Source organism: Alkalimonas collagenimarina (assembly GCF_030717845.1).
GTDB lineage: Bacteria > Pseudomonadota > Gammaproteobacteria > Enterobacterales > Alteromonadaceae > Alkalimonas > Alkalimonas collagenimarina.
On record NZ_JAUZVZ010000001.1, the window covers coordinates 202261 to 214856 of the forward strand.

Annotated in this window: 9 protein-coding genes; 5 read left to right on the forward strand and 4 right to left on the reverse strand. The window is 45.7% G+C overall.

From position 1 onward, the window contains the following. Positions 1-12 precede the first annotated feature (12 nt). Positions 13-756: an SDR family oxidoreductase gene (locus tag Q3O60_RS00960; RefSeq protein WP_305892029.1), complete on the forward strand. Its 744-nt coding sequence runs from the start codon at positions 13-15 to the stop codon at positions 754-756. A 183-nt stretch (positions 757-939) separates the two neighbouring features. Beyond that, a complete protein-coding gene (locus Q3O60_RS00965; RefSeq protein ID WP_305892030.1) occupies positions 940-1110 on the forward strand; it encodes a hypothetical protein in 171 nt (56 codons plus the stop codon). Positions 1111-1408: 298 nt separating this feature from the next. Here the strand turns inward: Q3O60_RS00965 and Q3O60_RS00970 are convergent, their stop codons facing one another. Next, positions 1409-5233, reverse strand: coding sequence for a P-loop nucleotide/nucleoside kinase family protein (locus tag Q3O60_RS00970; protein ID WP_305892031.1), 3825 nt, complete (start codon positions 5231-5233; stop codon positions 1409-1411). An 85-nt stretch (positions 5234-5318) separates the two neighbouring features. Beyond that, positions 5319-8027 carry an AAA domain-containing protein gene (locus tag Q3O60_RS00975; RefSeq protein WP_305892032.1) on the reverse strand — a complete coding sequence of 903 codons (2709 nt, stop codon included), beginning with the start codon at positions 8025-8027 and terminating at the stop codon, positions 5319-5321. A gap of 623 nt (positions 8028-8650) precedes the next feature. Here Q3O60_RS00975 and Q3O60_RS00980 point away from each other — a divergent pair. Both Q3O60_RS00980 and Q3O60_RS00985 read left to right on the forward strand, forming a co-directional pair. Continuing rightward, on the forward strand, positions 8651-8878 hold the full coding sequence (locus Q3O60_RS00980) for a DUF6172 family protein (RefSeq protein ID WP_369812608.1): 228 nt from the start codon (positions 8651-8653) through the stop codon (positions 8876-8878). A 114-nt stretch (positions 8879-8992) separates the two neighbouring features. Further along, a complete protein-coding gene (locus Q3O60_RS00985) occupies positions 8993-9289 on the forward strand; it encodes a LysR family transcriptional regulator (RefSeq protein ID WP_305892033.1) in 297 nt (98 codons plus the stop codon). 94 nt (positions 9290-9383) lie between these two features. Here the strand turns inward: Q3O60_RS00985 and Q3O60_RS00990 are convergent, their stop codons facing one another. Together Q3O60_RS00990 and Q3O60_RS00995 are read right to left on the reverse strand one after the other, a co-directional pair. After that, positions 9384-10706: a hypothetical protein gene (locus Q3O60_RS00990; protein WP_305892034.1), complete on the reverse strand. Its 1323-nt coding sequence runs from the start codon at positions 10704-10706 to the stop codon at positions 9384-9386. Between the two features lie 168 nt (positions 10707-10874). Further along, the gene (locus tag Q3O60_RS00995; RefSeq protein WP_305892035.1) at positions 10875-11489 is read right to left on the reverse strand and encodes a glutathione S-transferase family protein; all 615 of its coding nucleotides are present in this window, start codon (positions 11487-11489) and stop codon (positions 10875-10877) included. Positions 11490-11643: 154 nt separating this feature from the next. Between Q3O60_RS00995 and Q3O60_RS01000 the strand changes: the two genes are divergently transcribed. Then, complete coding sequence (locus Q3O60_RS01000) at positions 11644-12591, forward strand: helix-turn-helix transcriptional regulator (RefSeq protein WP_305892036.1); 948 nt, start codon at positions 11644-11646, stop codon at positions 12589-12591. Positions 12592-12596: the final 5 nt, after the last annotated feature.

Genomic DNA, 12596 nt, shown 5'->3' on the forward strand with positions numbered 1-12596 from the left:
TGGAGAGAGCAGATGCAAAATGTCGAGAATAAAGTAGTTTTAATCACCGGTGCCAGCAGTGGTATTGGGGAAGCCACGGCCAGATTACTGGCCAAACAGGGGGCAATCGTCGTCCTTGGTGCGCGGCGTACGGAGCGGCTAGCCGCCATTGTTCGTGATATTCAGCAAACCGGTGGTCAGGCCGCTTATCATGCATTGGATGTAGTCGATGCCAAGCAGGTGAATGAGTTTGTGACCTTTGCCAAAGATACTTTTGGTCGTATTGATGTGATGTTTAACAACGCTGGCATTATGCCTTTATCGCCGATGGGCGCATTAAAGACCGATGAATGGAACAAGATCATTGATATCAATATTAAAGGTGTTTTGAATGGTATCGCTGCTGTATTACCGCTGATGGAACAGCAAGGCAATGGTCAGATCATCAATACCGCATCCACTGGAGCACATGCTGTGGGTCCTTCTTGTGCTGTTTACTGTGCCAGTAAATATGCGGTTTGGGCTATCAGTGAAGGTTTGCGCCAGGAGTCCAGTACTATCCGCGTGACCGTTCTGTCTCCAGGTGTCACCACCACTGAACTTGGCCATGATATTACCGATGAAGCTGCCGCTGGATTAATAGAGCAACTTCGTACTATGTCGTTAAATCCAGACGCAATTGCCAATGCAGTTTTGTATGCGATTTCCCAGCCAGACAACGTAGATGTGAGTGAGTTGGTGATTCGCTCAGTGTCTAGTAAAGGACATGCGTTTTAAGAAGCTATCGTGATGAAAATATTTCCGTATAGAATGACATTGATCTGGTTGTGCCTCATGAGTGGCTCTGTACTAGCAGAGCCACTCAATCACAAACAATTGGTTAAATAAGTCTTTAATCAATGGAGTCAGAGCACAGGATCGCCATTTGACTTGCTTGCGGCAGATGCACGCTGGACAATCATGGGGCCCACTGACTCAGCCAAAACTTATGATTTACAGGACTTTCAGGATAGGATGGTGACGCCTTTCAATCAACGGCTTGCTACACCATTAAAACCTGAGGTGCATGCTATTTATCAGGCAGGTAATGACGTCATCATTCTGTTTGAAGCCGAGGCGACCATTGATTAATGGGAACATGTATCGCAACAGCTATACCTGGTTTTTTACCATGCAGCAAGGGCAGATCATCCATGTGAGGGCAGTGCTGGATTTAAATGCTTACGATGCAGTGATGGCACTTGATGTAAAACAATACTGAGATGGAGCAACAGCAGCGGGTTCAATCAAACCATTGGCCTTCGCTGCTGCTCGGTTTACCATACTGCATCCCGACCAAGAAAGGTACCGCGGTATTTGAAATTTCAATCATTTTATTACCCTTTTAATTTGCACTGCGAAAGACCTTAGCAGATTTCTGAATCTAGAATTATTCAAACCGCTGTTCACGCTCAGTATCCCTTAAAGCTTCACGCTCCCTGGTTTCACGAATTATTTGCTCTAGAATCGTTATTTTTGATTGTACGAATGATCTTATCTCTGGCAAATCGTGTTTAATCAGGTCAGCAAAAGCTTTTAAGCGTGTTTCCATTGCATCGGCTTGAGATCCAGACCATGAACTCGGGCTAATATCTTCGTATATTTCATTGGCAACAGAAAGCTTGTCTTGTGCTACTTTAATGAGTGTCAGAGCATGTTCAGTCAACATCACGGCTTTCGGATTTTCACCGAGGGGTGGTTCTTTAGGGAAAGGTTTATAGGCAGAAATGAATTTTGCGACTATTTGAATTCGCGACTCATCACCATTGCACCACGCCAATAAACGTCCTGTTGGCACATCATTAAGGTAAGAAACGTGTCTAGAGAAACTATCCTTAAATAAACGAGATGCTAGGTAGTCTTGTCGATCTGCACCATTAAATACTCGATTTAAAACCAGTTCAGGGAAGCTTTTAACCAAAGACAGGATTATTTTGGTGATATCAGGCCTGAAGAGCCGATAGCTACTTAAACCATCACAGAGACAATCGATAATCTCAATAACTTCATGCTGTGGTGCTGTTTCAGTTATACACTGCTCAATAATTCGATCCAGACCAAATAGCTGATTATAATGAACGTTATCTTTATCTAATGAAAGTAGCCGATAAATAGTCGTACGGCCGAGCTTTTTTAGGGTGTCTTGAGGCACATAAGTGCTATTTTTATCGGTGTGAAAGCGCATGCTAAGTATTTCAATTACAAAGAATATGCCATCTTCTAGCTTGCTCACGGCATCAAGGATTGCTGCTAAGTCATTGTCGCTAATTGTTTCATGTATACGGCCACGGCTGAGACGTTGAAATTTCGATGCTTCAACAAGACCATGCTTTGCAACTTCGAATAGCTTATTTGCACCCCACTGGTTTATCGGCGTGCTACACAACAAGTAAACAAAGTGCTGTTGCAGCTCAGGAACCAATAATGTTTGTGCTTGTAGCTGTTCCGCTTGTTCAGAGTTTTCTGTATAGACAGCGCTTATGAAACCAGCAAATAAATTTGGATAAACCACTATTCGTTTTTGCTTCTGCATTAATGATACAAGGTAGTTAAAGGCTTCGGTTTTATCTTGGCTTCCTTGTGCGAGCCCTTTACCGAATAACCAGATTGAATCTCTATCTGTAATCCAAAGCTGCGGTGCAAAATACTCCAATATTTCAGACTGTGATGCGACCATTTCACCGAAGGAAATAATTTTTTTGCAGATAGCCTGATAGCTTTCTGGATATTCATCTTCGCAGTGTTCTGTGAGGGTGTGTGTGCTGAAGAATAGATGGTATTTCAAATCTTCAATGAAACTTGATGGTGTAAGTTTTTTTTCTAAGCTTTGCAATAGGATGAGTAGCTCTGGAGAATGGGCTTTTTTGTTGTAATGCAGGGTATGCTTTACTGCTAGCAACATCTCTGGCCAGTGCTTTAGCTTATTTTGCTTTGTAATTAAGTTTTCAAGAGTTTCAAAGCAATGCGCTTTTGACCAAAGGCCTCGGAAGTTAGTGGATAAAATACTCCGGTTGTGATTTCTGATGCTTTCATCAGTTGCCTCAAGACCAGGTTTTAAAATTTCAATAAATCCTTCATACCATGTTTTTACATCTGCATTTGTCTGGGGCCGCCATCCCCAATCTCGTTTGCGTGCACCAAAGCTAAAACTACCAAAGGAAGACCAGCGGTATGCTTCAAAAGCGGAACTGAATAGCTTTTCTGCGATTTCTTGATACCTTTTGTTATCGCTATAATGTAAGTGCCGCAGAAACTTCTGTCTGCGTTCCGGGGTTGCTTGAGTACCTGAAAGATATAGTGAAAATAGCTGACTAAGCTTGTTAACTATACTGTCGTTATTTTCATCTTTACTTTCTGTTTCAGCGAATTTCACTAGCACCGAAGCAGCTCTATCAAACATGTTATCTTCATACGCAAGCTTGCAGAGCAGTCCGACAACAGTTGAAAAATAAGTGTTCTTTCTGGAAGCGAACTTTTTATCGACACATGCTCTTTCAATTGCAGCTAACGCAGTGGCAGGAAAGACCGGAGCTATATAAGTCAGTATGGCAATTAGCTGTGCATCGCATGAAGCTATGTTATGTAGTGGTGCTCCGGGTTGTAGCCAGCTGCCTGCGAGCTCATGCGCGGCTTGGCAATCATGCAAATAGCCCAGCCGGTGCGCACAGGATTTAAGTAGCCGGATATTCTCAGGTTTAAACAGTTCTGTATTGATTTCATCTGGTGCGATATTTTCCAATGCTCTACTCGCCAACCGATTAGCAAGAGCATGTGGTAAAACTGCCCGCCAGTTACCGCGCTGCTGAACAAGCTGACGGCGGAGTAACTCTGCTTGGTCTTTGTACAGCGCGGTCCGTTTCACTTCTCCGATCTTTGCTAACACGCTAAGTTCGTCGTTAAACTCCTTAGCTGATACATTAAATGAGTAAACCAGAGACAGAATCTCTGCGTTGTGTAATAAGCTATCGGAGTGTACTTTTCCTTGATGAAAGAGCCGTTTGAAAAGCTGTTCTTCGGAAAATTTAGTCAGCGTTTCATCAGCGTCTACCCGATTAGCTAATGCTATTGCTACGCGCGCATTACCTCCAGCAAACTCAGCGATCCTGTCTGCGTTGAGCTGTCCTAGTTTTGGAAAGCGTCTTTGAATAAGTGATGAAACAGTTTTCTCGCTGGCAGGCTCTAGGTGGATGACATCAGTCTCTTCCGGTTTATCATCAGAAATATCATATTCAATCGTCAGCAAACTTAACCTTGCTTTGCTCTCTGACAGCTGCCTTTGCAACTGCCTGTGCACATCCGGATTGCAGTTATCAAGCACTACAAAGGCTGCATAATCGTTGGCAATTAAATAAGTCAGTAGTTCTGCAGCCGAAGGTTTTAAATCTTCGCCTAAATCAGCATAAATTACGTCGGTTGATGACAACACATTTTCACCAGTTCCGGCTTCAAATAACGCTTGGGCAAACCGTGTTTTGCCAACACCTGACAATCCGGTAATCCTAACTGCACTGCAGGGATTAAGTAGTTTATCTCTGGCTAATTTTATTCCGTCGATAAGTGCAACGGCGCTTTTATCTGGGGAATTGAGATCCCTTACGCAGGGATGGTCATCAAGGAGTAATTCATCGTCTTTGTTAGCTGGTACTGACGTCCAGCGTCCAAATGGCTTCCAACCAGATAGCGGTTTGCCGAGTTTTATTCTGGCCCAAAGTGCAACCCCAGGATGCTGCCTTAACCAATTGCAAAGTCGGTCACTGCAATAAAAATCAAGTTTAAGGTTTTCCTTGTTCGGCAAACCTGTAATCGCTGATGCCATGCCTGAAATACGATCGGAAAGCATTTTATCTGAGCAACGATCCTTCCCGCTGACAATGATGTAAGCACCCTGGTTGTCTGCGAGACTGGATACTATTTTTTTAACACTGCCACTATCCTGCATTTCTTTAGCGCAGGCAGCTTTACTCATACTATTTTTCTTTACTTGAATGCCGGTGTTTATGCGGGGTACAAAGCCTGGTGACGGCAATGAGCTGACATCTTGTACATAAACATCAAGACCACCGTCGGGCGCTTCTTGTGCTCCGCCCCATTTTATATGAACTGATGAGATGCCTTGCCGGCTTAATTCAGCCTCGCATAGACGTGCGACTAACTCTCTTAAGTCAGCGTCGTTTAAGTTGGAAATATCTACTGGCGCGAGCTCAAAAAGTACCATTGATCCCTCAATTGATTCTTCGCCACTATTTAAGAAATGGGAACCTAACTGATGGCAACATATCAGGCTTTACTGGGTGTGGCTATTAGTTCGTTTTTCTTGCCCATGTGGCTATAAATGTGGTGACTTTCTCTTCGATATGGCTTTCGACCGTTCTCAGGCGCAACAGTGGAATATTCACCTTTGCCAGGATGCTATTTTTTAACGCATCGCGTTCGGCTTGCTCGGGAGTGTCGTGATAGCTACCATCCACTTCAATCACCCCCAAAGGTGTCTTGCCCACTTTGAAGTAGATGACAAAGTCACAGCTGGCTCGATTTCTCAAAAATTGCTGCTCCCGCTCTGTTAAAGCGTCGTTGGTGGGGGCAGCCAATTGGTTCAAGGCGATCTGGGAGTGGAACATCAGTGCCTGGTAGGGCTCTTGGGACATTGCAGAACGCAGTCGATTTGCAATGATTTGTTCAGATTTAAATTTGGAGTCAGTCGGTCGCAACCGCTCGTTTAATGCTTGCAGGGACTGGTCGTATTCTTTGTAAAGCAGGTCGAAGGCAGAAACAACAATCGCCCGGTGTATTTGTTTCTTATCCGCGTAATATTCCATGTAACGCACCAGTGCGGCGATGTGTCCATTATTAGTGGTGAAGACATCATCGCCGGTGACGAGTGTGAACTTATGTTGGGCTCTGGATACAGCGACATTGACCATACGGGCATCATCGACAAAGCCTAACTTTCGTTGACTGCTCTGCTTCTTGTCCAGCACGGTGGAAAAGACGATTTCTTCACATTCTCTGCCCTGAAACTTATGGACAGTGTCATTAATGAAATCGCAGGGTAAATGGCTATCAGACAGCCTAACCTGTGCCCTGAAGGGGGCAATAAAGCCTTTTGAGTGGGTCTTATCCCATTCAACGCCATCCTGTATTTCTAGCACCTTGAGCACGGAGTCCAGTTCGCGCAGATTCGAATTGTTTCTGGTGTGATTCCCTAGGGCGGTGACAATGAGCGTCAGTGCTTCTTCACCGTTATCTTGCCGCATCGGGATCAGTTGATTGTCATAATATTGCTGGTTACAAAACTGGATGATTCTGGGGTGGCAGCGGTAGTGCTCTTTTAACAGGGTACGGGGAAGTGAGTTGTTAAAAACACCCATGCACGAGGCGAGTAAACTGTATTTTTCACAGTCGTAGAACTCATGGGGAGAGGGGATTCCTACTGTGGAAGGGATATGGGCTAGCTGCTTGCTATCACCAACCACAATCAGGTTTCTGGCACAGCCAAGCGCTAACACCCCGGGAACAATATCCTGTTGTGAAGCTTCGTCGATAATGACATAGTCAAGAACGGCGCCTTTCCCAATGGAGTTTACAATCGAGTGCGTACCACTGCCAATGATTGGGTAACGCTTGATAAAGTCATCAAATTGCTGCCGGTAATTTTTTGCATCGAAGTTTGCTTGCGCAGGGATATGCTCCCTGAGGTGGTGTTTCAGATAGATCATGGAGCTGTTGGTGAGCTCATCCAGCAAAGTGGTGAAATTATCTTGCTTTAACATCTCCTGCAAAGCGGCTAACTGTGCTTTTTTGTCCTGTAGCGTTTGCTCATAGTAGTGAAGTTGTAAAGCGTAAATCATAGTGTTGCGTTGCTCTGCGCTTGAGAAAGGCTTCATCCGCAGTATCCAATGATTGAGTAACAACTCAATCCGATCCTTCAGGGTGATTTTCTTGATTTTTCGCTCGTTGATGTAAGCCAGGTACACCATCAGCTCCACTGCTTTGGCGGGGGAGAGTGTGTACTTATCCAGCGATGCTGATGTGTCTACCTCGTTGTCGCTTTGCCACTGGCGCAAATAGCGCTTTTCAATTTGTAATTCGTCAATTTCAGCTTGCAGTTGCACCATTTCATTCTGGGTATGCAGCTGTTGCTTCAAGGCTGCGAGCACAGTCTGGATCTGTGCGATGGAAGGCTTAGGGGGGAGTTCCTCCTGTGAGGTGGTCGTCCCATCTGTGAAAAAGGCCTCTCGGTTATCCTTGTTCCCAAGTTTTGCGACCACATGATCCAGGCCGTATTTGGCGAGCTTTTCGTACACATTTTCTACAGCAGCGTTGTTGTTGGATAGTATTGCCACGCTTTCCCCGCGCAGCATAATATTGGCGATGATGTTCAGGATCGTCTGGGTTTTCCCGGTGCCTGGTGGGCCTTCAATCACACTAATCTGCGATGTGAAAGCATGCTCAACCGCCTTGAGCTGGCTTTCATTAATGCCAAACGGGTAGATGTAATTTCCTTGCGGCACACGCTTTTGCATCTGAGCTGTACAGTAAGCTTGCAGCACTGTGTCTGCATGGGGAAGGATTTTTTCAAATTGACGCACCACATTGTCGGCAATTGATTTTTCTGCTGCCATTGCATGCTTAGTTCGAGCTTTTGCCACAGCAACAAAATAGTGGAAGAGGGCGTCATTCGTGAGTGTGGTTGCTGGGACAAGCTCAATATCGGCCAATTTTTTGGCAAAAACACTTTGATTGTTGGGGTAGCGAATAAGCCCATACTTTTCACCCAGAATCGTCACACGTTCTGTCGCACTGTATACAGAGCCTCCTTTGTCTGCCATCAGCATTCCGTGAACGTCTCTGCTGGGGGTAACTTCACATTCGCTAAGCGGCCGGGAATAGCGTTTGCCAGAGGGGAAATGGCAAATCAGTTTCAACTCATTCTGGTTGGAGTCCCAGCGTATTTCCCAATCACTTAGCTGTTTTGTTTTGTCCTTACCTGCTACATATATGGAAACCATAGAGCCCTTAGCTACCAGCTTTTGTTGGTATCGAAACATCACATACTATGTCAAAAATATGAATCCAATTCGAACCTGAAATAGTTAACCCTGGTTCAAAGATGTTTAAATGATTTAACGTTAAGTTATTGCTTAGGCTACAAGAAAAAGCTGGTGATAGTCAAAGGCTCAAATGATAAGGAGTGGTTCAGTCGGCATTGAGCGAGTTAGAGGTTAGAATGTGAAATAAGGCTTTTAGAGTCTTTTTCGAGAAAACTAACAAAATAAAATAGGTTAAGCTTAAATTGAGCCTCAATTATCGAAAGGCCTTAGTATGGTAAGATTTCCCAGCGGATAGCACACTAGTGCACTAGAGCTAAAGCGGCTGTAACTATAACTGGTAATACCAACAAGCTTTCCTGGATCACAGGTCCGGATGGAGAGAGCTGGTTTACCACTGCTTAGATTTTGCCAGTAAATAGCAGAACGTGACGGTTATCTTTTGCTTATCCATGTAGAATGCGCGCTTTATAAGCGTGTTCAGTTTTTACTCTTGAATGCAAACCTGTAGGAATTTTGATAAAAAACATTCGCTTTAACGCACGCTAAGCTGAATACGGCTCGTTTGGTCGACGCCATTAAGCATGAAATTTAAAAGTACCTGGCCAGAGAGCGTCGCAAGCCGGATGTACTACTGGGCCTTTGATTGTCTCTTTAACGCGTCAGCAGAAGCCGCAGAAAAGATCTTTAGCTCTGAAATCAATCAACATATTGATGCTGCTGTGGTGCAGGAACTGCCCGAGTTTTATGTAGAGATCCTGGCCAGAGCGTGCAAGCATCTGCCGCGCCCGAGCGAAGATACTGGTGAGTAATTTCCCCCTTATTTTTAACTGTAGCAAATCTACAGAGGAACTCGTATGCAATTTTCATCTTTAGATTTAGTTGCAGATTTATAGCGTGCTTTGCTTGAATATGGCTACAGCGACATGTCACCGGTACCGGTAAGACCGCTGCCTTCTGGATATGGGCTTTATTACAGATGTACTGAAGTTGCTGAAAATGATGGAAGTAGTACTTTCAGCAGCTCATTTTTACTGGTGGCAGCAAAGTATGGCGGTTTTGCACAGGCGAGCGAAAAAGCTTTTAAAAGCAGATCGCCAGTACATCGATTAGTAGCTAAATTAGAGCAGTCGGGAGCAGGAATAAAGTTTTTATATGCTGGTTGGGATTTACCGCAGTTTTACTGGCGGGTTTCAGTGGATACCGTGAGTGTGATCTCGTGATGAAAGCCGGACTGCTCTGGCTTTTTTATCAAGTTGACCAACAAGCAGTAGACAACGGTATACTAAGCTATCTACTGCTGCATAACGCTTTGGCTTAATGAACGATCCGTAGCTTTACATCATTTGGGCTAGCGGGGTCGTGCTCTAAACTGATTAAGTAATGCTGTCCCTGCTGCAAGGTCATGGGCGCTGTTTTATCCAGTAACAGCTCATTGCCCTGACTGGTTATTGCGGTCAATGCCAGTGACACCTGATTAGCGGGTAGGCGGATTTGTTGTTGGTCACCTATCTCTAACTTTTGTACCTTATAGTGCGCGTCCTGAATGGTTTCGTGAGCCCGGACAAAGTACAGGTTCAACTCATCATAGGTGTGGTTGAGATTCATCACAGTGACATCGTGCTGATGGATCTGTGGTCGATTAGCCTCAGTGTACTGAAGGTTTCTGGTTTCACCGGCACTATCCTGAAACAATACCACCACTTTACTCTGACCTTGTTGCAGGCTGAGCAACTGATTATTCAATAGTGGGTTGGCTTCGTGATCGTTTACGGATAACTGATAATCCCCTTGCGACAGCGCGACGTAACTGCTGAATTCATGTTGATTAAGTGTAAGCAGAGACTCTTGGTCAAGCAGAATTTCTACTGGTTGCACGTTGTTGTACAATCGGAATTGCGCGGGGGCATAGCGGTGAAGCAGCTGATCGGTCGAACCTGTGTTCAATACCACATCGGCAATCAGTTGCTCAGGCAGTGGACCTTGCTGATCGCGTATGATCAAGCTGTACGTACTGCTATATTGATAATGAAAGCTTTGGCTTTGAAACAGCACGTCTTGCTGGCCTGGCTCCGTCAGGAAGATGGTATAGTGTCCACGCTCCAGTTTTTCAGCTGGATAGGCAATTTCCATGAGGCTCAGTTGTTCTACAAATTCGGCGTTATCAAAACCCTCATCGGCCTTACCCAAATAAATATCCAACTCCGGGAATTGTTGCGAAAGGTTGGTGAGCGTGAGCATAAATTGCTGCTCAAGTGTGATGTTGCGATCGAACTGAACTTCCAGGAGGCTCGGCTCACCAGCTTCTTCAGCCAGAATCAATAAATGCTTATAGCCCGACTTTGAGACCAGGTTATCTTCCAGCAGAACTTGTTGGCTATGCACTGTGGTAAGACTAAACTCATGCTCGCTACTTTCCAGCGTGCGTAAACTGGAGGCTTGCCCCAGGGTAAGTTGAGTCGGCTGGCTGTCATTCAGCTGCAATCGAACAGGCTCCTGGCTGTTTGCACCATGATAAAACTGTACATAACTTTGTGAATAGTCAGGTTGGTCTTCATCGCTATCCGAGCTGCTGCCGCAGGCAACTAACCCTGATAGCAAGGTTATACTCAAAGCGATTACACGAAATTGCATCAACATGGGAAATACCTTTCTGGTTAGTAAAAACATGAGCCTACCCAGAGTTGAATGCACAAAGAAGTATTATTACCAATAAAAACAATTTAATACAGCAGGTTACAGGGTAGCACCGTGCACCTATGTGACAGCGATACCCTATGAGCTTAATTTTGTCTGAGTGTTGTCCTATTATGCTTGCAGTGCATCATCGAGCTGATTGGCCCGAATGGCGGCTTCACGGGCTTGCAACCGCTCTGAATACTGGGTAAAGGCTGGTCGCTCTTCCAACGTTTTAAACATCATGCCCCAGATAATTTGGCTGCCGACATACACATCGGCGGCCGTAAATTGCTCGCCACACAAGTAAGGTCCATGCTGTAAAGCCGTTTCCAATGCATCAACGGTATTTTGATAGAAACCAGATCCAACGGCTGGGGCATTTTCAGCATCGATACGCCAATCGTACGCTTTGGCGGAGGTGGCCATTTCCACCGGGCCGGCCGCAAAAAATAACCAGCGGTAATAGGTTGCTCGCATTGGGCTGTTGGTGGCAGGGGCAAGCTGTTTATCGGCAAAGTGATCAGCAAGGTAGGCACAAATTGCTGCTGCCTCAGTGACCACCACATCGCCATGAGTAATGACCGGTACTTTCCCCATAGGATTCAGGGCCAGAAAGTCGGCAGATTTCATGTCAGCACCGTACTCCAGTACTTTGATTTGATAGGGTACTTTCAGTTCTTCCAGTAGCCAGCGGACAACACGGCCACGTGAATTGGGGTTGGTGTAAAGCGTTAATGTTTGCATGGTTCCATTCCTTGTTGGTTAAGCAGATAAGAGGTAGTTGGTCCCCTGAGCAGCACTATAAAATCAATATAGGACAGAATACGTCCTAGTTTTCCGCTATAGTTGTTTTTTTGCAGCATGAACATGAATAATAGATGAGTAGAAGGAAAATCAAGTGAGCGGCCCTACGCTTCGGGTTCTGACGGTATTGGAATTATTGCAGTCCAATGGGCGACTGACCGGCACTGAGTTGGCCAACCAGCTCGGGGTTGATACCCGCACAGTACGACGCTATATCCGGGTGCTTGAAGACATGGGCGTTCCTGTGACCACCGAGCAGGGGCGAGAGGGGGGCTATATGCTGGTGGCCGGCTTTAAATTGCCGCCGATGATGTTTACCAATGAAGAGACATTTGCTTTATCGCTGGGCTTACTGGCTGCAAGTAACCTTCGTTTGGCCGGCACTGAGCCTGCACTTCACAGTGTGCAGGCAAAGCTGGAGCGGGTGATGCCAGCTAAGTTAAAATCCCGGGCGAAAGCCATTGCTTCAAGTGTCAGTTTGGTGCTGCCGCAGTCTGTGTCGGATACCTATGAACCGCATCTGGAGCCATTGTTGGATGCATTGGAGCAGCAGCGCTCTATCAGCATCCGCTATGCTTCATATCAGCAAGAGCCGGTGTCTCGTCAAGTGGATCCCTATGGTTTGCTGTTCCGCCGCGGCCGTTGGTACATGAGTGGTTATTGCCATCTGCGCAAAGAGCTCAGAACCTTTAGGTTGGATCGGTTACAGCAGGTTCAACTGCTCGAACACCGCTTTGAACGGCCGACAGACTTTAATACAGCAGAGCATTTTCACCAGAGCCTGAATAACATGCCGTGCAATCTGGAGGTGAAGGTATGCCTTCACACCAACAAAGTTGAAGCTGAGGAGGTGTTAGGCTCTATGGCTGCTATGCTGCAGCCGCAGCACAATGGTTTGCTGCTGAGCACCCGCACCGACAGCAGCTATTGGTTTGCACTGTGGCTAAGCCAGTTGCCCTTTGACTTCACCATTTTGGAGCCGCTTGAGCTTAAACAAGCGGTGAAGCGTCAGGCCGAACGATTGCTGAGGCTATCAGAATAAGGGGT

Coding starts and splice junctions, on each gene's coding strand:
- Q3O60_RS00975 (WP_305892032.1), bottom strand. CDS start 8,027: ATGGTTTCCATATATGTAGCAGGTAAGGACAAAACAAAACAGCTAAGT.
- Q3O60_RS00985 (WP_305892033.1), top strand. CDS start 8,993: ATGTCACCGGTACCGGTAAGACCGCTGCCTTCTGGATATGGGCTTTAT.
- Q3O60_RS00960 (WP_305892029.1), top strand. CDS start 13: ATGCAAAATGTCGAGAATAAAGTAGTTTTAATCACCGGTGCCAGCAGT.
- Q3O60_RS00990 (WP_305892034.1), bottom strand. CDS start 10,706: ATGTTGATGCAATTTCGTGTAATCGCTTTGAGTATAACCTTGCTATCA.
- Q3O60_RS00995 (WP_305892035.1), bottom strand. CDS start 11,489: ATGCAAACATTAACGCTTTACACCAACCCCAATTCACGTGGCCGTGTT.
- Q3O60_RS00970 (WP_305892031.1), bottom strand. CDS start 5,233: ATGGTACTTTTTGAGCTCGCGCCAGTAGATATTTCCAACTTAAACGAC.
- Q3O60_RS00965 (WP_305892030.1), top strand. CDS start 940: ATGGGGCCCACTGACTCAGCCAAAACTTATGATTTACAGGACTTTCAG.
- Q3O60_RS00980 (WP_369812608.1), top strand. CDS start 8,651: ATGAAATTTAAAAGTACCTGGCCAGAGAGCGTCGCAAGCCGGATGTAC.